16 protein-coding genes and 1 pseudogene are annotated in these 18837 nt (G+C 65.0%); 14 read left to right on the top strand and 3 right to left on the bottom strand.

Going from position 1 to position 18837, the window contains the following annotated elements:
- Positions 1-398 precede the first annotated feature (398 nt).
- The 6 genes and pseudogenes from ABID41_RS16545 to ABID41_RS16520 all read left to right on the top strand — a co-directional run bounded on the left by ABID41_RS16545 (position 399) and on the right by ABID41_RS16520 (position 8181).
- Positions 399-737 carry a YciI family protein gene (locus tag ABID41_RS16545; protein WP_331931186.1) on the top strand — a complete coding sequence of 113 codons (339 nt, stop codon included), beginning with the start codon at positions 399-401 and terminating at the stop codon, positions 735-737.
- Between the two features lie 224 nt (positions 738-961).
- A complete protein-coding gene (locus ABID41_RS16540) occupies positions 962-1543 on the top strand; it encodes an RNA polymerase sigma factor (RefSeq protein WP_354298157.1) in 582 nt (193 codons plus the stop codon).
- 14 nt (positions 1544-1557) lie between these two features.
- A pseudogene (locus ABID41_RS16535) lies at positions 1558-1701 on the top strand (DUF4880 domain-containing protein); the annotation flags it as partial.
- A 138-nt stretch (positions 1702-1839) separates the two neighbouring features.
- Entirely contained in the window at positions 1840-2598 is a 759-nt protein-coding gene (locus ABID41_RS16530) for a FecR family protein (protein WP_354298412.1), read from the top strand.
- Positions 2599-2808: 210 nt separating this feature from the next.
- Positions 2809-5739, top strand: coding sequence for a TonB-dependent receptor (locus tag ABID41_RS16525; RefSeq protein ID WP_354298156.1), 2931 nt, complete (start codon positions 2809-2811; stop codon positions 5737-5739).
- 90 nt (positions 5740-5829) lie between these two features.
- Positions 5830-8181, top strand: a complete 2352-nt coding sequence (locus ABID41_RS16520) for a S9 family peptidase (protein ID WP_354298155.1) — start codon at positions 5830-5832, stop codon at positions 8179-8181.
- Here ABID41_RS16520 and ABID41_RS16515 read toward each other — a convergent pair.
- The 3 genes from ABID41_RS16515 to ABID41_RS16505 form a co-directional block, all read right to left on the bottom strand.
- The gene (locus tag ABID41_RS16515) at positions 8121-9914 is read right to left on the bottom strand and encodes an asparagine synthase C-terminal domain-containing protein (RefSeq protein ID WP_354298154.1); all 1794 of its coding nucleotides are present in this window, start codon (positions 9912-9914) and stop codon (positions 8121-8123) included. The two genes, ABID41_RS16520 and ABID41_RS16515, sit on opposite strands and share 61 nt — an antisense overlap.
- On the bottom strand, positions 9911-10570 hold the full coding sequence (locus ABID41_RS16510) for a lasso peptide biosynthesis B2 protein (RefSeq protein ID WP_354298153.1): 660 nt from the start codon (positions 10568-10570) through the stop codon (positions 9911-9913). The genes ABID41_RS16515 and ABID41_RS16510 overlap by 4 nt, the downstream gene beginning before the upstream one ends.
- 262 nt (positions 10571-10832) lie before the next feature.
- Positions 10833-11462: a GntR family transcriptional regulator gene (locus ABID41_RS16505; RefSeq protein WP_354298152.1), complete on the bottom strand. Its 630-nt coding sequence runs from the start codon at positions 11460-11462 to the stop codon at positions 10833-10835.
- 304 nt (positions 11463-11766) lie between these two features.
- On the opposite strand from ABID41_RS16505, the gene ABID41_RS16500 reads away from it, so the two are divergent.
- The 8 genes from ABID41_RS16500 (at position 11767) to ABID41_RS16465 (ending at position 18833) form a co-directional block, all read left to right on the top strand.
- A complete protein-coding gene (locus ABID41_RS16500) occupies positions 11767-12252 on the top strand; it encodes a helix-turn-helix transcriptional regulator (RefSeq protein ID WP_331931170.1) in 486 nt (161 codons plus the stop codon).
- A gap of 146 nt (positions 12253-12398) precedes the next feature.
- Positions 12399-14273 (top strand): type IV secretory system conjugative DNA transfer family protein, encoded by a 1875-nt coding sequence (locus ABID41_RS16495; protein ID WP_354298151.1) that lies wholly within the window; start codon positions 12399-12401, stop codon positions 14271-14273.
- Positions 14274-14457: 184 nt separating this feature from the next.
- A complete protein-coding gene (locus ABID41_RS16490; RefSeq protein WP_354298150.1) occupies positions 14458-14733 on the top strand; it encodes a hypothetical protein in 276 nt (91 codons plus the stop codon).
- Between the two features lies 1 nt (position 14734).
- Complete coding sequence (trbB, locus tag ABID41_RS16485) at positions 14735-15742, top strand: P-type conjugative transfer ATPase TrbB (RefSeq protein WP_354298149.1); 1008 nt, start codon at positions 14735-14737, stop codon at positions 15740-15742.
- Between the two features lie 363 nt (positions 15743-16105).
- Positions 16106-16315, top strand: a complete 210-nt coding sequence (locus tag ABID41_RS16480) for a helix-turn-helix domain-containing protein (RefSeq protein ID WP_354298148.1) — start codon at positions 16106-16108, stop codon at positions 16313-16315.
- A gap of 14 nt (positions 16316-16329) precedes the next feature.
- Complete coding sequence (locus tag ABID41_RS16475) at positions 16330-17631, top strand: type II toxin-antitoxin system HipA family toxin (protein WP_354298147.1); 1302 nt, start codon at positions 16330-16332, stop codon at positions 17629-17631.
- 648 nt (positions 17632-18279) lie between these two features.
- The gene (locus ABID41_RS16470; protein ID WP_331932635.1) at positions 18280-18564 is read left to right on the top strand and encodes a TrbC/VirB2 family type IV secretion system protein; all 285 of its coding nucleotides are present in this window, start codon (positions 18280-18282) and stop codon (positions 18562-18564) included.
- The gene (locus tag ABID41_RS16465; RefSeq protein WP_354298146.1) at positions 18564-18833 is read left to right on the top strand and encodes a VirB3 family type IV secretion system protein; all 270 of its coding nucleotides are present in this window, start codon (positions 18564-18566) and stop codon (positions 18831-18833) included. The genes ABID41_RS16470 and ABID41_RS16465 overlap by 1 nt, the downstream gene beginning before the upstream one ends.
- Positions 18834-18837: the final 4 nt, after the last annotated feature.

The raw sequence follows: 18837 nt of genomic DNA, 5'->3' as shown, positions 1-18837 counted from the left end.
ACTGGCTATAGGGCCAGCACGGCCTGCGGGCGTGGCGAAACTGGTAGACGCAACGGACTTAAGCCGAGGATTGAGTGCGCCGGGGGAAATCCCGGACGTAGAACCGCTCAAATTCGGGGAACCCTGTCAGATGGCGATCCCGAGCCAAGCCCTTCGGGGAAGGTGTAGAGACTAGACGGGCGGCGCCTAAGGCCGGTGGCTATGGCGAAGGGATAGTCCAGACCACGAACGGGCGCAGGCCCGGCGGCGAAAGCCGAAGTGGTACGAAAATCCGTCGAGCCGAGAGGCTCTTGCCGGTTCGATCCCGGCCGCCCGCACCAGGTCTTGAGCGTTCCGGCCGCCCGGCCTTCCCGCTGAAAGCGATGCACATCCTAGCGTGCGTCATGCATAGTCAGCGCATGACCAAATATCTGATCTCGTTTCCCAGCGAAGCCATGGTGGTCACTCCCGAGGAGTTGCCGATCGTCGCCGACGCGGCGCGGGCCGTGATCGAAGAAGCCAAGGCGGCCGGGGTCTACGTGTTCGGCGGCGGAATCCACGAGCAGGTCGATCCGGTGTTGGTCTCCGGCGACGGGTCGGTTTCCACGGAGATCTATCGCGGCAGTCACCTCAAGGGCGGCTTCACCGTGCTCGAGTTGCCGACGCGCGAAGACGCCGTCGCCTGGGCGCGAAAAATCGCGGTCGCCTGCCGTTGCTCGCAGGAACTGCGCGAGTTCATGTACGACCCGGCGAGCTGACGTCAGGCGCAGAGGCGCTCTAGGCGGCTGTTTCAAGTTGTGACAATCTCTTGCAAGGTTGGGACGGCAAGCCGCCCGCCGCCGCGACGGCGACAAGCAGTTGCTGGGCGCCCGCGCCATGCAAGACCGCATTTTGTGGAAAAGCGCGGGGTGCGAGGGGCTTAGGTCCTCGCGTTCGAGACGCCCGGTTCTGACGTCGCGCGGTTCGTGCTCGAGGAAATCCAATGTCCCGTCACTGGGGGGCTGCGCGTGCGCGTCGGTCCCAGGAGCACGATGTCGCGCAGGCGACATCGCTGCGTGTCGGTTCGGCGCCGAGCAACGTGGCAGACCAGCTCAGATGCGCCAGGCTCGACGAACTTTATCGGCGCCATGCCGACTGGCTTCGTAAGTCCCTGCAGCGGCGTTATGGCGCTCAATGGGCCGATGATTTGACCCAGGAAACCTTCTTCCGGGCGGCGGCCTACGCCAACGGGGATATCGACATGCCAAGGGCGCTGCTGATCACCATCGCCAAGAATGTCGCACGAGATCAATTCCGGCGTGGCCAGGTCCGCGCCGATCACGCTGCGCTTTTCGAAGGCGTAGACCTGGCCCATCCTGGGACGTTCGGGACGATAGACGACGACTACCATGTGCGTGAGGTGATCAAGTCGTTACCTCCCAAGTTCAGGGAGGTGATCTTGTTGAGCAAGATCGGCGGCTTGACGAACCGCGAAATCGCGCAACGCTGTAAAGTGTCGGTCCGCGCTATCGACAAGCGGCTCCAGAAGGCGATGGCTCTCGTTGTAGCGCGACTTCGCGATTGAGGCTGTAATTGGCCATGGGCACGCTCCGGAGAGATGAACGCCAGGCGCTGGAAGAGGCGGCTGGTTGGTTCGTGCAACTCAGTCAGAACAAGGTCAGCCAGACGACGATCGACGAGTTCTTTAGGTGGCGCGCAGAGCCCGGCCATCGCGCAGCCTATGCCGAGGTCCAAGGGCGCATGTCGCAAGTCGAGCGGCTGCGAAACGATCCGGAGTTGGTTCGGATGACCGAGGCGGTCCTACGCGGTCCTGAGCAAAAGACCAGACGTTCGATCTTGCGATGGCGCGGGGCTCCGCCGATGGCCCTGGCGGCCCTGTCCTTCGCCGCCGTTGCGCTGATCATTGTGATGGCGACGCGTGGGCCGGCCTACTCAACCGACGTCGGGGCCCAGCAGGTCGTGCGCCTGGAGGATGGCTCGGTGGTGCGCCTGAACACCGATAGCAAGGTGCGCGTCCGCTACGGCCAACACGTGCGCCGATTGGTGCTCGAGCGGGGCCAGGCCTATTTCGAGGTCGCGCACGATGGGGGCCGGCCTTTCGTGGTCGAAGCTGGCGACGCGCAGGTGCGCGCCCTTGGGACCAAGTTCGATGTCCAGCGCACCGAGGGGAAGACCCGTGTGACCTTGGTCGAAGGACGTGTGGAAGTCGCACGCGCCGGCACGCCCAGCGCCTGGACCCTAAAGCCGAACGAGCAGATTACGCTTGGCGAAGCTGCGCCAAGGCCGGGGCCGGCCGACGTTCCTCAGGCCACGAGCTGGACAATCGGACGCCTGCGTTTTCTCGACACGCCGTTGGTCAAGGCGGTGGATGAGGTCAATCGGTACAGCCGCACGAAGATCGTGCTCGATGCGGGCGATGTGGCGCAGGTGCGCATCAACGGCGCATTCGAGACGGGCGATACGGCCGCATTCGTTTCGGCCGTCACCGAGCTCTTCGGCCTTACGGCAGCCAGGACGGACGACCGCATTGTCCTGCGGGCCGACGCCGCCGCGCGCGGCGGAAAAAATTCCACACCGGGAAGTTCGCAATCGGAGGGTCTGGCGCGTCTTCCTGGGTGACGTCGCGAAAAGAACCCAAGACCTCGCCATTTCGGCGGGCTGCTGCGGCGTCGGGGGAGTGAAATGCACCGATCCGCTCGTATACCGTCCGGCCCCAAGCTTCGCCTTTTGGCCGGTGTCGCTTCTGGCCTGCTCCTGAGCTGGTGTTCGTCAGCCATCGCTCAAGAGCCCGTCGCTATCGACGTTCCGGCCGGAACGCTCGCCGCGGCCTTGGACAAGCTGGCCGCCCAGACCCATCAGCAGGTCCTTTACCCCTCCGAGCTGGTGGCCGGCCGGCAGACCGGCGCGCTGCGCGGAGCGTTCACACCGCAGGAGGCGCTTTCACGCTTGCTCGTGGGCAGCGATATCGAGGTCACGCGCACGCAGGAAGGCGTCCTGGTGCTACGGCGCGCACAACCGGCTCCAGCATCGCCGTCGACGCCGCCTGCCAGGGACATCGATAGTTCCGCTAGGAGCGTTCCACCGGAAAGCGGACGGGTCGGCCTTGAGTCCTCGTCTTCCTCGGTCGACGCGGCTGCGAGCGCGCCGGAGCTGATCGCTGAAGTCACGGTCATCGGGTCGTTGATCCGGGGCGTAACCGACACGCCTTCGCCGGTGCTGATCTTGGATCGCACCCAGATCGAGCGCTCTGGTTACACGACCGTGGCTGCGGCTCTGGCGGCGCTGCCGCAGAATTTCGCCGGAAGCGTCAACGAGGGACTGAACAATAACGGCGGCGAACGTCAGGGCAGCAATTCCCATTTCGGAAGCGGATTGAACCTGCGCGGCCTGGGCAGTGATGCGACACTGGTGCTCGTGAACGGTCGACGGATGGGCGGGGCCGGTTCGAACGCCGAGTTCGCCGACATCTCCACCATCCCGACGGCGGCCATCGAACGGGTTGAGCTTCTGCTTGACGGGGCCTCGGCGCTTTACGGCGCCGACGCCGTCGGCGGCGTCGTCAACATCATCCTGAAGAAGAGGTTCGAGGGCGCAGAAACGCGCCTTTCAAGCGGGATCGCCACGGCAGGCGAGCCTTCGGAATTCCAGTTCGCTCAGACCTTTGGTCGAAGCTGGTCCGGCGGCGGCGGATTGATCTCCTATGAATACTACCAGCGAGATCGCCTGCGTTCGGCCGACCGGGAGATCGCCAGAGATGCCGACCTTCGGCGTCTCGGAGGTTCCGACCAACGCAGCAATTTCGCCTATCCCGGCAATATCCTCAGGCTGGATCCAGTCACCGGCGCCAATGCGCCCTATTGGGCCATTCCGGTCGATCAGGACGGTACGAGCCTTGGCCCAGACGACTTCACGCCCGGGACCGTCAATTTGCGCAACCAGCGTCTGGGGGTGGATGTCCTGCCCCATCAGGAGCGGCACAGTCTCTATGCGACGGCCAGGCAAGCGCTCACCGAACGGATCGAGCTCTCGGGCGACGTGCGCTATGGGCGGCGCAAATATGAGGCGGCGTCATCGACCAATACCGGCTTGATCAGCGTTTCACGAGCCAATCCGTTCTTCGTTTCGCCAAACGGGGCGGCCAGCCACAGCATCCAATACGCCTTCGCCGAACTGCCGAACGCTCGCGCGGCGGGTTTAGCCGAGAGCCTTGGGATCTCGCTGGGCCTGGATGCAGATCTTTGGGGAGACTGGCGCGCCGAGGTCTATGGCGCTTATGCGCGCGAGATCGGCCGATCCAACAATACCGGGCTGCTCAACACCATTGCCGTGGGAGAGGCCCTGGGTTTGAGCCCTGATCGTCCGGACACCCCCTATAGCCCGGCGTTGGACGGCTACTTCAATCCCTTCACCGGCCGACCGGCCAACTCCGATGTCGTGCTCGGCTATATCGGCGGCGGCTACCAGAAAATCCGCAACAGGGGCGTTGTCCGCTCCTTGAACATCAAGGCCGATGGCTCGCTCCTGACCTTGCCCGCAGGTTCGATCAAGCTCGCGCTTGGGGCCCAGCACAGGGAAGAGGGCTTTACGCGGGGCGGGGTGAACTACACCACGAGCGTCGCGCCGATCCCGCTGGCCTCGGTGGATGTCGCGCGCAAGGTCGACGCCGGCTTCGCCGAATTGCGCATCCCACTTTTCGATGAAGCCAACCGCCGCTCCGGGATGGAGCGCCTGGAGCTCTCGCTCGCCGGGCGTCTAGAGCGCTACAGCGATTTCGGATGGACCGGGAACCCGAAGGTGGGTGCGCTGTGGTCACCGGTTCAGGGCCTGCTTATACGGGCGAGCTATGGGCGCTCTTTCCGGGCGCCGGCGCTGCGGGAGCTAAGCGATCCGGCGAGCAATTCCTCCTCACTGCTGCCGTCAGGGGCTGCGCGGATTGGAACGCTCATCCAGTCGGGCGGCAATCCAGACCTCGATCCGGAGACCGCCGATTCCTACACGGTGGGCTTTGAGCTCGCCCCTAGGCGGCTCAGCGGCCTGCGGCTCGGCTTCAACTGGTTCGACATCCGCTTCAAGGATCGCATCGACCGTCCTGTTCAGGCCAATATCCAGACGGCCCTGGACGATGCGAACGTCTCCACCTTCGTGCGCCGCATCTCGCCGGCCACCAATGCGGCCGACCGGGCGCTCATCGCCGCCCTGCTGGCCGATCCGGCCACGCGCACGGTGCTCGGTCCGCCCGAGGCCTACGGAGCGATCGTCGATTCCCGCTATGTGAACACGGCCTCGCTGCGGGTGAGCGGGATCGACCTTAGCGCCGCCTACGAACATGCCTTCGGTGACGATGTCGTCGCCATCAGCGGCGCCGCCAGCCATCTCTATCGCTACGAGCAGACGGTGACCCCGACCTCGGCGCCTGTCGATCTCGTCGGGATTGCGACCTACCCACTCGATTGGCGCGCCAGGGGGACGCTCGATTGGCGGCGGGGGGCTCTCGGCGCAGGGGCCTCGGTCAATTACACTTCGGCCTACCAGGACGCCCTGGGCGCGCCGATCGATGCAATGACCACCTTCGATCTGCAACTGCGCTTCCAGGCGCCCAGCGGTTCGCCGCTCGCAGGTCTGTCGGCGACGCTCAATATTCGCAACCTCTTCGACAAGCGTCCGCCGTTCTACGACAACACCTCCGGCGTGGCCTACGACACGGCCAACGGCGATCCGATCGGCCGTTTCATGTCTCTGCAACTGACTAAGGCCTGGTGAGTCAGCTGAGCCATGCGTTCCTTGATACTCGCCCTGGCGCTGTTGCTCACAGGGCTCGGCGCCCCATCGGCCTTGGCGCGTCCTTTCACAGTGGACGATCTGCTGAACCAGGAGTCGTTCGGCCAGATTTCTCTCGATCCGGCAGGCCGATACGCCGCGGTGGAGCGGCGCGGGCCTTACGCCGCTGGCGCGCGCTTTGATCTAGGCCACCAGGCGCCCCAAGCGGGAACTCGCCTTTTTCTGATCTCGCTGGACGCGCCAACCGAGGCCAGAGAGCTGATGGCCCAGCCTTCGGGCTATGGCTATCTGCTTGGTCCCTGGTCGCCTGACGGACGTCAGCTTGCCGTCTACAGGCTAGGCGCCGAGCAGTGGGAGTTGGGCGTGCTCGATCTGGCGTCGGGCCGCGTCAGATGGCTGGGCCTCATTCCCGCGTCCCTCCCAGGGCGCAACGTCGAATGGCGTTCTCCAAGCGAACTTATCGTCCTGGCCAGCGCCAAGCCGCCGGCGGAATTGCGCCGTATCTCCGAGGCGGCGCATCAAATGCCGCCCCGCTGGAGCGCCAGTGCGGGCGGGCGCGGCGCGCACACCGCCATCGGCAGCGGCGTCTGGCGAAACCTCTCGCCCGGACCTGAGCCGACCCAGGTGGTGGACGTGGACGTTTCCACCGGGCGGGCGAGGGTCGTGCGCGTTGGGGCTTTTGTTGATCTGAAGCTCTCCCCGTCCGGAGCGCAGATCGCGTTGCTCGAACGCGGCGAACCGTTGCAACCGGCCAACGGGCGCAGCCCACAAGGCGACTGGGGCGTGGCCGCGCAGGCGCGCCGACTTGGCCTGCTAGATCTGCACAGCGGAGTGCTGGCCTATCCTTGCAGCGGGCGCGACGTGCTCGAGACGCTTCTCAGTTGGTCCCCAACCTCAGACCGCCTCCTGATCTTTGCGCGTCCCGATCAGGCTCCCTGGTCCAAAGGAGAATTCTACAGTGTGGAGGGCGGCTCGAACCGCTGTCAGCGCTTGGCCGGTCGCGGATTTTCGCCGGCCCTGCGCCGGCGACCTGAAGCGATCGAGACGGCTTGGCTGGGGGACTGGCCCATCGTCCGCGGGCAGAGCCTGGCCAGACGGGAAGGTCGCTTGGACTGGTGGCGCCTTTCCAGCGACCTCCCAGTCAATCTCACCGCTCAAATGCCGGAGGCCCCCCGTCTGCTCGGGTCTCAAGATGGCGATCTCGTGTTGCTGGCCGCCTCACGACTTTGGCGCATGGACGCCAAGGGAGGGCTTGAGCCCCAGCCCGGACAAGCGCTCGGCGCCGTGGCGTGGCGGCCCCCGGAACGACCGGACGGAGGCCGCGAGCTTGGCCGCGCCTTGCTGCTGACCGAGGCCGGTAGGCCGAGCCTACGGACGCTGAAGGGGCCGATCGGCCTTGACCTTGAGACCGGAGAGACCGTGGTGGGGTTCAGCGCAGCCAAGAGGGTGCTGCTGGTCACCAGCTCGACGCCCTCGGGGGTGAGCCTCTTGAAGGCGCGCAGGGCGGGAAAAGCGCCTGCCGTGGCGATGCGTCTGAACCGGCGGCTTGCCGATACCGACCCGATGCGCGTCTTGCCCATCGCGCATTCCGGGCCTGACGGTAAGGCCCTGTTGAGCTGGCTCTATCTACCGGCCCCCGGCGCCTGCAGGCCAGCGCTCGTGGTGCGTCCCTATCTTGGCGATAACTATCGCAGCCCGCCCTCGTCTCGACCGCCTGTGCTGGGCTTGGTCGCCGATACTCGTGTGCTGGTGGGCCGTGGCTATGGCGTTTTGCTCCCGAGCCTGCCGCTTGCGATGAGCCAGCGCGATCCATTGGAGGGCTTGGCCAAGCGCATCCTTGATGTTGTCGACGCCGCCGCGCGGCAGGCGCCAGGCCAGTTTGATCCTGAACGTCTGGCGATCTGGGGACATAGCTATGGCGGTTATGCCGCCTTGGGAACGATCGGGCAGACCGACAGGTTCAAGGCCGCCATTTCGATGAATGCGCCGACCGACCTCATCAGCATCTACGGAAGCTTCCAGCCGAGTTGGCGATCAAGCCCGGAAGACGGCGTCTGGCCAAGCTGGCCGGCGGGCTGGGCCGAGGACTCGCAAGGTCGTATGGGCGCTCCGCCCTGGCAGGTCCCTGATCGCTATATCGCCAACAGCCCGCTCTTTTGGGCCATGAACATTCATACGCCGGTCATGCTCGTCCACGCCGATCAAGATCCGGTCCCGCTCAATCAGGCCGAGGAGATGTTCTCAGCGCTCTATCGTCAGAACAAAGACGCCGTTTTGGTCACCTATTGGGGGGAAGGACACATCGTGGCCAGCCCTGGTAATGTTCGCGACCTCTATCGACGGGCGAGCGACTGGCTGGACTATTATCTGCGCCCGCCCGCCCAGAACTGGCGACGTCCTGCCTGCCCAGAGTCGGGAACGTAACGCTGCCAATGACGGACCCAGGCTTCGAGCGCGGCGGCCAGCAGAATCTCGCTTCCTTCGCCGCGCCAAAGAAGCTGCTCAGGCTTTAGCGCAGCTTCCAAGCGGTGGCGGTCGAGCACCCCAGCGTCGGCCAGCGCTCCGTCCAACAGGTGGCTGCGCAGGAAGTCGAGACTGGCGGCGACCGTTTGCGCGTGGAAGGCGGTCAGTTCGCCCTTCTTTCTGCGGTTCAGGATCATCGAGGGCAGGCGGTCGGCGAACGCCTGGCGCGCAAGACCACGCTCCCTGCCGCCAGCGGTGAGGACGGCGGCGGGAAGATCCAGGCAGAATTCTACGACCGGCTGGGCGGTCAGCGGGTAGAGCAGGCTTCCGACCTGTGCGATCCGACATCGGCCGGTGGCGACCTGCGCGTTGGCGAGGCCGACAATTTGCAAAGACTTGGCCGGGCCGACCTTGCCCGCCGCGCTGATCCAAGGGTGGGCCTGCCTGGCCGCCTGGCGTGGCAAGGTCGTGATCGAGCCAGCTCGGCCGGCCACCTGCGCCCTGTCGCCGTCTAGCGCTTGGCCGATCACGCTCCAGACCGACCTTCGAAGCCTGCGCGCCAGGGCCAGGACGAGCGGAGAGCCTAATGCACGAGGGCCATGGGCGCTCAGCTCGTCCGCTAGAATGAGCGCGCTGGGCATCTGATAGAAGACCGCGTCTCCGCCCTGACCTGAGACCAAGCCGGTGGCGCCCAGCATGCTCATGCGCGCCGCAGCGTCCTCATCGCGCACCGGGACAAGCGCGTTGAAAGCAGGGCGCGCGCCCCTGGCGAGGGCGCTGAAATCGCGCTCCGAGAGCGCGCGCACGGGGAGGTGGGCGCAGGTCAACGTGGCGCCGATCGCTTCGGTGGCGCTGCGCGCATAGGCGCGCTCATCGCCCTCAGCGCGGTCCGCGAAATGGTTCAACCATCCGACGATGCGATCTTGCAGGCCCCCCAAACGGGCGATGGAACCTGCCAAAATTCCGGAATCGAGGCCTCCCGAGACTTCGACCATGAGACGCTCATGGTCGCCAAGCAGGGCCTTCACCGCGATATCGACCCGCCCGGCCAGGGTCTCGGCCAGCTGGTCAAGGCGCGTAGGCGCCCAAGTCCCAACGAAGCTGGCGGGCGTCCAATAGGTGCGGCTTTGGGAAGGATCGGTCAGCGAGCGTGACGTCCCTGGCGTCACGCCAAATACGCCCTCAAGCGCCAGTTCGCCGAAGGCCAGGCTCGCTGAGGCTGCAAAACGTGCGATGACATTCCAATCCAGGGAGAGCAGCGGCGGTTGCAGCGGCCCAGGAACGTGCTCAAGATCGTCGGCGACAAGCGTAAGCGGTCCGATCCGCCAGACCAGGCAGTCAAGCCCGCCCGAAGGATCGCGAAATGCTTCGGGCTCGGGCCCTGCAAAGATCGCCACGTATCGCCCGAAGGCCTGGCTGCAAAGCTCAGCGGTGATATTCTGCGCGGCCATCTGCGGCGCGGCCGGCACGCGCCATGGGCGCCCGTCGCAGGCGCTATAAACCTCGCCGATCGCAAATCCCTGGTCGCCAAGGGAACGGATGGTCGGCGTTGGGCCTGGCCCTGTCCAAAGAAGGAGCTCGCCGGTTTGCCCGGCCTGACTCCAGGAGGCGTCCTGCGCCAGCAGCCTGCAGGCTTTGGTCCGCAGCTCGGCGGGCCCGGAGTGCGACGGCATGCAGAGGGCAAGGTAGCTCATTGGGCGCTCACCGCCAGGATCGGCGTATAGGCGATGAGCCGCTCATGAGCGTCATCTAGCGCCACTGGGCCGAGCTGAACCCAGCAATGAGCGCGAAACGGCCAGGTGCGCACGCCAAAGACCCAGGTTCCGCCTAGCCGGTTGCGCTGCAGGTAGCGAAGCAGCATGAACGACCTGACCAGGCACTTGTCCGAGACCGGCGCTAGGGCGATCCAGGCCTGGAAGCGTCTTGCCAGCGCATGGGCCGCATTGGGATCGATCGTGCGGCCTTGGCGCGGGCGTCCCTGTTCGATCCGGGCGATGAGCTGGGCCAGGGACCGCCCGCGGTAGTTCAGCCAAAGGTCGACGGTGGCGATGGCGGCCTGGGCAAGATCGCGCCAGGAAATCGCTGCCTCTAAATCCTCGCCGACATCGGCCCAGGGCTTCGCCGGCGGTGAATATGGTCCCCGCTCGTCCGGGGCGTCGCCAATATCCAGGCCAGCCAAGGTGAAGAGCTTTGCAATATCAGGACTTGCGCCGTCCGGGCTGAGCCAAGCCTTCGCCGCGCCTGGAACGCACATGTAGAGATTTCGGCCAAGATCAAGAATGACCAGGTCGTCGCCGATCGCAACGGCGTGGGCCTCGCGACGCGGTCGCTGACGTGCGGCTAGGGGCAAGTCGTGGCCTTTCCACAAAGAAAGAGCGCCGGAGGGGCCGGCGCTCTTGAGGCTTACTCGTCGTACTTCTCGTCGGGATTGAGCTCCTGCTCTTGGTCCCCAGTCGGGGAATTGGTCTCGGCGACGGCGTCGCCGAGCGCCAGAAGCTCGAAGCTGCTTTCGGAATATTGCATGTCAACGCTCCTGTATTTGATATCTCACCACCATGTGGTGAGGTTTGGAATTTGAGTTTCCTTGCATATATATTCAAATTATATCGAATCTATATTGTCGACGCCTCCTGTAGTCGGGCGAGATGTGCGGCTGAGTCGATTCGCCGTCGATGGAACGCCTCGATAGCGATCTTGAGTTCATCGGCGTCCTCGGCCTTGGCGGCATGCAGGAGGCCGGCGAGCTCGGCTTCCAGTTCGGGCAGGACGAGCGGCTCCATACGCCGGGCAGGAGCCAGTTGATCTTGCAGCCGTCTGAGATGGTCGCTGAGCGCATGGCCGGCGCTCGCCGTCAGCAAGTGGAACAAGTGCTCGCTGCCTAGCAGAAATCGCTCGGGAGGCGGGCGCTGGCCAAGTCCAGTCGCCAGGCGTTCCAGGGCTCCCGACACGCGCGTGGGCCCATGCGAACAGGCGATGATCAGCAGATCTCGTTGCAGCGCAAACAGATGTTCAAGCGCGCTGGCTCCAAGTTGAACGGCGAAATAGCCCTGACCGCGGCGGTCATCCAGGAGGCCATCGCCGGCAAGCCGCGAGAGCGCTTCGCGGATCGGGGTCGGGCTCAGGTGAAGGCGTTCGGCGATGGCGGCGGAGGTAAGCCGTGACCCGGCAGGATAGACGCCCGCTCTTAGCTCAGCGCGCAGCGTCTCCAAGGCGATAGCGAAGGACTCCGGGCGCTTGCGCATCGTCGAAGTCTCCCATTTATCAGCATAGAGCCGGTAGTAAAAACAATTCGAATAAGATGAATTGGTAACACGACGGAATGGGCGAGGAATGCGACAATTATTGTCGCGATTGGCGAAGAAAATCGTCCATCTATTTGCGTCGAATATGAGCGAGAATTGAGCGGGCGCGGGGGAGCCGCCTTTGTCCGGGTCGAATGGGCTGGCGGACGGCCGCGCCCCTCTTGTTAAGGCTGCGCTTGAGCGTTATCAGTGCGATAGCGACCTACGGGTGATCCGCAATGTATTTACAGTGTGGGGTTGTCCAATGTCTTTTGAAAGCGATCGGCGCCAGCGCAGGAAACCCGAACGCGATCTGGTCCTTTCCGCCATTCTGAAAGCTCTGCGTGCTCATTGCGGCATGACGTCCATGCAGATCGCCGACGCCATGGCGATGGACCTTCGCAGCTATCAGCGTTTCGAAGCTGGTGAAGGTTACTTGAAGGTGGAACGCATCTTTCGCTTCGCCGCGGTGACCGACAGCGATCCCTATGCGCTCTTGGCCAGCTTCAGGCTCGGGACGCCGGAACTGGCCGTGGCGTGCGCTGACAACAAGTTTGTCATGCTCCTGATGGAGCACGTGCGCGAGTTGTACGACCGTAAGGGCCAGGACGTGAGATGGCTGCAGCCCCATGCGGTCGTTGAAATCCTGGAGGCGGCCTTTTCGCGGCTCGGCGAGGAGGTGGAGGCTGCTCGCGCTTTCAGCAGGAAGTGGCTCGAGGGAAAAGACGATCCCAATACGGACGGCGAATAGGGCGGAAACGACAGAATTTGTCGTGGGTGACGTCAATACATGACGTGGACGCTTGATATCGCGGAAATATATTCCAGTAATATTCAAGTGTGGGTTGCGTTTTCTACGGGGTGCGGCCTTGCGCCCCGACGGGAGGTGAACTGCACATGGGCGTTCGGATGCGCTTGTTCGGGGCTCTGCTCGGCGTAGCCGTCGGGCTGCAGGGCGCAACCCAGTACGCGGCCTGGTCGGTGGGTTTCGATCCGGCCCTGGGAAAGGGCCTGCGACTCTCCACTCAGCTTACCGTCTATGAGCCCTGGCGGGTGCTGGCCTGGCGCGTGCAGTTCGGCCAATCCCAGCCGAGGCTGTTCGCGCGGGCCGGATTTGTCATCGTGCTGGGCGTTGGGGGCGGCCTTGGTCTGGCGATGCTGGGCGAAGGCGTCGCGGGACGGCGAGGGCGCAGCTGGGGGGATCTGGCCGAAGCCAGGTCGGCCGGATTGTGCGACAAGAGCGGCTGCGTGCTGGGCGAGCTCGACGGTCGCCTGCTGATCACCGCCGATCTGCGTCCAACCCTGGTGACGGGGGGGACGCGCTCGGGCAAGGGACGGGGACATGTAACGCCAAGCCTGCTCAGCTGGCCGGCGAGCGCGCTGGTTCACGACCCCAAGAGCGAGCTTTGGCGCACGACGGCCGGCTGGCGCTCTTCATTTTCCCACGTCCTCTACTTCAATCCCCGCGACCTTGCTTCGGCGCGCTGGAACCCGCTTGCGGAGATCAGTCCGGGGCCGGGCGAGATCGCGCAAATTCAACGTCTGGTGGCGATCTTGGCCGATCCGGGCGGGGTGCGGGACGAAGACGCCATCTGGGACAAATCCGCTACAGAGATTCTGGAGGCGGTCGTCCTGCACGTGCTCTACGCCGAGCCGGACAACCAGAAGACCCTGTTAAGGGTGCGCGAACTCCTCGCCGACCTCGACGCGGTCGCCGAGACGATGCTGAGGACCTTGCATCGCGCCGGATCCGATGGGCGACCACAGGTTCACCCCTTCATCCAGACCGCGGCCAAGGGCTATGTCGCCATGCACGACCGCTTCCGCACCTCCGTGCAAGGCACAGCCCGCGCCTATCTGAAGTGGCTGGCCGGAGAAGACATGGAGCGGGCGCTTTCGGCTTCGGATTTTTCCATTGGCGATCTCATGTGCGCCGAAGCGCCGATGAGCCTCTATGTCCAGGCTGCGCCTTCCGATGTCGCCGCGCTTCGACCGCTGATCCGGATGCTTTTCTATGCGGCGGCTCAATCGCTGACGGCCCATGAGACGCAAGATGTCAGCGGGCGGCCCAAGCGCCACGAGCTCCTCCTGGCGATGGATGAGTTTCCGCTGCTGGGCCGCCTTCCGTTCTTCGAAAAGACTCTGCGGCTGATGAGCGGTTATGGGCTGAAGGCCATGCTGGTCGCCCAGAGCCTCAACGACATCGTCGAAACCTATGGGCCGCACAGTTCGATCCTGGACAACTGCTTCGTCTACACCGCCTTCAGCGCCCTTGATCCGCTCACTCAGGACAAGGTGTCCAGATTGACCGGTCTGACCACCCAGTTGCGCACCAGCCGCAGCGGTCCAGCCGGACTTGGGGCCGGGCGCGCCTCGATCTCGCGCAGCGAGACCGAAAGGCCGCTGATGGATCCTGGCGAGATCCGGGGCCTGAGCGATGATCAGCAATTGATGTTCGTGGCCGGCCGACGGCCGCTGCTCGCCCGAAAGCTTCGCTACGATCAGCGTGCGCCGTTTTCGCGCCGAGCGGCCAGGCCAGCGCCGGACCAGGCCGCAGGCCTCGATACGCCCGGGGCTGTCCCGCATCCCTGGGTTGGGCGCCGCGCGCTAGGCGAGGTTGAGGGAGCAAGCCCTGTGGTCCCCAGGGCGAACGCGGAGGCCGGCGAGAATAGGCCCGCTGCCCATCCGGCGGAGATTTACCGGGGAGCGGCGGGGGAAACGGCTGCCCAGGAAGCTTTTTTGGACCATCTGCAGGGACGTCATCATGACTAGGAAAGCTGATCGGCGAGTCGCCCGCGTTCAGGTATATTTCGACAATCCCAAGCTGCTCACGGCGCTGCGGCGTTCGGCGCGGGGGGATCGAGTTTCCCTCAGCCGTGCGGCCGAACGAGCGATCGAACGCGGACTCTCGTCTGACCCCCCTAGCCAAACCTGCGGAGAGGAGGCCCTGACCAGGGTGCTGGGCGATCATGAGCGTCGGACTACGCGCGATTTCAGCATCTTGCAGGAATTGATCGTGGAGTTGGCCAGGGCGCTCTTTTTGCGGCTGCCCGATGCGCCCGCCGACAACGATCCGCTGATGCAGGTCGCCGCCCAGGCGCGCATCGAGCGTCTGCTGAGCGTGGCCGCCGGCAAGATTATCGCAGGGGGATCGCAGGCCTCCTTCCGACCCGATAGGGCCTCGTCGCCCAGCTCAGTCTTGCCGCCCGTCAACTCGCCGGCGGCGCCTTAGGATGGAGGCCGAGGCGGCCTCTCAGGCGCGTAGACATCAAGCGCTTGATCAGGCGCTTGGCGAGGTGGTGCTAAGGGCGCTCGCCGAGCCAGGCGTCGTGGAGGTCCTCGTCAATCCCGACGGACGGGTCATCGTCGACGTGCTAGGCCAGGGGCGGCGCGACCTGGGCGTAAGGTTGACTGTCGGCGCGCGCGAAAGGGTCATTCGGCTGGTGGCGGCCCATGTCGGGCAGACCATTACGCCAAGCGCTCCGAGGTTGTCGGGCGCGCTGCCGAGCGGGGAGCGTTTCCAGGCGTTCCTTCCTCCGGTCTGCGCCCAGCCGGCCTTTTCCATTCGTAAGCGGCCCCAGAGGATCTGGACGCTCAAGGACTATGTGGCCCAGCGTGCGATGTCGCCAGAAGAGGCTGCAACACTCAGCCAGGCCGTATGTGCGCGACGCAATATCCTCGTCTCCGGCGGGGCCGGTTCGGGAAAGACCACGCTGGCCAATGCGCTTTTGGCCGAACCGGCTTTCGCCAGCGACCGGGTTTTCCTCATCGAGGACGTGCGTGAACTCCAGTGCTCGGCCTGGGATCAGGTCGCGACGCTCACCCGCCGTCCACCCGATGCGATCGCGGTGGTCGATCTCGTGCGCGACGCTCTACGCATGCGCCCAGATCGTATCGTCGTTGGCGAGCTGCGCGATGGCGCGTCGGCCCTGGAGACCTTGAAGGCCTGGAACACCGGCCATCCAGGCGGCCTTGCTACGATACATGCGAATTCTGCGCTCGAGGCCTTATCACGTCTGGAAGATCTACTGGCCGAGGTCATGGCTAGTTCGTCTCTGCGCCTGATCGAACGAGCGGTGGACCTGATCGTTCACGTCGCGCGAACAGACGATGGTCGCAGGATCGAAGGGCTCCTTTGGAACCCGCGATCGGCTGGGTCCAACGGCCAAGAAGGGGTCTCTCTATGGCCCTGGGAGGCGGCAGAGGCGGTTTTCACACGCGACGTCGGCGCATCGCCATGAGCATCGAGCAAAATGCAGAGCGTCTCGGTGTTGGCGACCCGGGATGTTTTGACCCCGGCGACTTGGCGGACCTGGGCAGGATGAGCGCTGCTGCAGGTAGGAGGATGAAGTCGCCCGGACACCCGGCGATAAGCCTCTCAAACCCGTGTCGAGTTCCGCCGCACCGGTCGCCGCCGGATGAAGCGAGCGGTGGTGTTGGGCCTGCACAAGCCAACGCTATTGCTTCGGGCTCGCCCGACTTCTTCCCGAACGGGAAGTTTTCCAGCTTCCGACAGAGATATATCGTCTCTTCTTCCCGAGCGGGAAGATGTGTCTTGCGCGATGCGCCTTATCGCGCCTATCTTCCCGCTCGGGAAGATGACCATGATCGCCACGGCGCAAGAATTCGGAGCCACCCTGGCGCGCGCGCGCAAGGCCCTGGGGCTCACCCAACGGGAACTGGCGCTGTCCATCGGCGTCGGCGAACGCTTCATCGTCGAGCTCGAGGCGGGGAAGGCCACCGCCCAACTAGGCAAGGCGCTGGCGGCCGCCAAGGCTGCGGGCATGCGCCTCACCGACGCGGCTGAGTTCTGAAGGGCGGTGCGACCATGAGCCTGCCCATCTATGCGGCGGACCGGCTTGTCGCTCGGATCGAAACCGACGCCGAGGGGCCGTGGCTGCACTATGAGGAGGCCTGGAGCGGGGCGCGCGACAGCTTTCCCATCTCCCTGACCATGCCGTTGGCGCAGGCGCGCCATGGGCCGGAGGCGACGGTTCCCTGGCTGATGAACCTCCTTCCGGAGGGCGAGCCGCTGCGAGGCGTCACCCGCGCGCTCGGCGTGGCCCGCGACGACATTCTGGGCCTGATCGCCAGCCTCGGCCGCGATCTCGCGGGCGCCCTGACCATGGGCGAGCCACGCCGGGGCGATGCGCCCAAGCTCGTGTCCCTGCCTGGCGAAGCGCTGGAGCGGATTATCGAGGAGCTGCCGTCGCGGCCCTTTCTGGTCGGCGAGGCCGGGGTGTCGATGAGCCTGGCCGGCGCTCAGGAGAAGCTGCCGCTCGTCCGCCTCGCCGAGGGCCTCGCCATCCCGATCGATGGCGCGGCCTCAACCCACATCCTCAAACCCGACAACCCACGCCTGCCTGGCAGCGTGCAGAACGAAGCCCTGTGCATGGTGCTGGCGGGCCGGTGCGGCCTCTCCGTGGCGCCGGTCACGACCGGGCGTGCGGGGGCGCGGTCCTATCTGCTCGTCGAACGCTATGATCGCCAAGTCTCGGACGCCGGCGTCCAGCGTCTGCACCAGGAGGACTTCTGCCAGGCTCTGGGCAAGCCGCCAGCCGCCAAGTACGAGCACAACCGCTCGGGCGTCAAAGGCCCGTCGCTAGCGGACATGTTCGCCCTGGTGCGACACCACATGACGGCGCGTGAAATCACCCAGTTGCTCGATGCGGTGATCTTCAACATCGCGATCGGCAACGTCGATTCCCACGCCAAGAATTACTCGGTGCTCCTGCAGCCGCGCCGCAGCACGCTGGCGCCGCTCTATGATCTGATGACGGGCCTGACCTGGCCCAACATCACCCTCAGCCACGCCCAGGACATCGGAGGCCAGCAGCGCGCCCGGCACATCTATGGCCGACATTGGCGCCGCATGGCCGAAGCCGCCGGCCTGGCCGGCCCCGCCACCGTGCGGCGCGTCCAGCAGCTGGCTGGCCGGGTCGCAGCCGAGGCGGCCAACGCGGCGGCCGAGGTGGCGGCCATGCCGGCCGGCGGCCAGGACGCCGAGGCCTTCGCCGCCGCCATCGCCGAACGCGCCTTGCTGGTCCAGGCGCACGCAGGCGAGGACGGCGATGCTGGCGCAGATCCGCTGCCGGAGGCGACCGGTGGGGCAAGCGCCTACGGGTCCTGAACGCAGCAATCGGTTCTGGCCTCGCGCCCATGGAAGGGGAGCCGACCGTTGGCGTATGGCCGAAAAGCTTCCGAGGCGATTGCGCCGGAGGAACGCAGCTGACCTCAGCTCAATGTTAAAGGCGAATAATGAGGCTTCAGCTTGCCCGAGCCCAGCGCCCCCGCCAGGCCCGGTATCGGTGATCCCGCCCGATCAGCCTCGCAAAATTCTAAGATCGATCTAGCGGTCGCGAGCCTCCAAGGTCGAGCCTCGCAGACGAAGCGCGCTTCGGGCTTTTCCAAGATTGTGGGCGGCGTAGGGCGCGGTCGATTTCGCCGGCTTCGAACGCGTTGCATGCGGCTCCATCGGCGGGCCGGCCGAGCTCGGCCTTTGTGTTCAAGATGTGAGCCGACAGATCGCGTGTGACGTACATGCAAGTCGCGGCGAAGTTATGACAACTTTTGATTGACGTGCTGATCAAGGAAATGAACCTACTTTTGCGTCGGCTATAAGTCATCTTTGAGTTGCGTGATGTAAAACGCAGATTCACTTGAAAAATATATTGACTCAATTTGCAGCGGTCGGCCTTCTTTCGGTGTCGAGCGGAGATGCTCATCGCCAAGAGGTGAAAACGTGCGCGGAATATTTTCGTGCGGTCGGACCGCCCTGATGACGTCATGTGCCTTCCTGATGGCCGGTCCGGCCCTGGCAGGTGGGGCGGGGATGCCCTGGGAAGGCCCCATGCAGCAGATCGTCGACTCGGTGACAGGACCGGTCGTGCAAGCTGGAGCGGTGATCGCTGTCGCCATATTCGGCGTGGGGATCGCCATGAGCGAGACCGGGTCTGGCATCCGGCGCGGGCTTGGAATTCTGCTTGGTCTTTCCATCGCCTTCGCCGCCTCGACGTTCTTCCTGGACTTCTTCGGGTTCGCCGGCGGCGTGGAGATCGGCTGATGAAGGCCGACCAACGTCCGAGCGCCTGGGAGCTTCCTGTGGCCCAAGCGCTCGCCGAACCGGTGCTCATGGCTGGAATGCCAAGGGACTACGCCATCTTGATGGGAACGCTGGCGCTCATCCTCGGACTGGCCCTGCGGATCTGGTGGCTTGGCCTGCTCTGGTGGGCCGGCGCTCATGGGCTTGGCGTCTTTCTGGCGCGGGGCGACAAGCGGTTTTTCGATGTCCTGCGGCGTCATCTGGCCCGGCCGGCCCATCTGGACGGGTGAAGGG

The organism is Phenylobacterium koreense (genome assembly GCF_040545335.1).
Lineage (GTDB): Bacteria > Pseudomonadota > Alphaproteobacteria > Caulobacterales > Caulobacteraceae > Phenylobacterium > Phenylobacterium koreense.
The sequence above is the reverse complement of the archived record's forward strand: the minus strand, read 5'-3'. Positions and strand labels throughout refer to the sequence as shown.

Bases quoted from the DNA above. Each gene is read 5' to 3' on its own strand.
- ABID41_RS16545 (WP_331931186.1), top strand. From the start codon at position 399: ATGACCAAATATCTGATCTCGTTTCCCAGCGAAGCCATGGTGGTCACT.
- ABID41_RS16540 (WP_354298157.1), top strand. From the start codon at position 962: ATGTCCCGTCACTGGGGGGCTGCGCGTGCGCGTCGGTCCCAGGAGCAC.
- ABID41_RS16530 (WP_354298412.1), top strand. From the start codon at position 1,840: ATGGCCCTGGCGGCCCTGTCCTTCGCCGCCGTTGCGCTGATCATTGTG.
- ABID41_RS16515 (WP_354298154.1), bottom strand. From the start codon at position 9,914: ATGAGCTACCTTGCCCTCTGCATGCCGTCGCACTCCGGGCCCGCCGAG.
- ABID41_RS16505 (WP_354298152.1), bottom strand. From the start codon at position 11,462: ATGCGCAAGCGCCCGGAGTCCTTCGCTATCGCCTTGGAGACGCTGCGC.
- ABID41_RS16500 (WP_331931170.1), top strand. From the start codon at position 11,767: ATGTCTTTTGAAAGCGATCGGCGCCAGCGCAGGAAACCCGAACGCGAT.
- ABID41_RS16495 (WP_354298151.1), top strand. From the start codon at position 12,399: ATGGGCGTTCGGATGCGCTTGTTCGGGGCTCTGCTCGGCGTAGCCGTC.
- trbB (WP_354298149.1), top strand. From the start codon at position 14,735: ATGGAGGCCGAGGCGGCCTCTCAGGCGCGTAGACATCAAGCGCTTGAT.
- ABID41_RS16480 (WP_354298148.1), top strand. From the start codon at position 16,106: ATGATCGCCACGGCGCAAGAATTCGGAGCCACCCTGGCGCGCGCGCGC.
- ABID41_RS16475 (WP_354298147.1), top strand. From the start codon at position 16,330: ATGAGCCTGCCCATCTATGCGGCGGACCGGCTTGTCGCTCGGATCGAA.
- ABID41_RS16470 (WP_331932635.1), top strand. From the start codon at position 18,280: ATGACGTCATGTGCCTTCCTGATGGCCGGTCCGGCCCTGGCAGGTGGG.
- ABID41_RS16465 (WP_354298146.1), top strand. From the start codon at position 18,564: ATGAAGGCCGACCAACGTCCGAGCGCCTGGGAGCTTCCTGTGGCCCAA.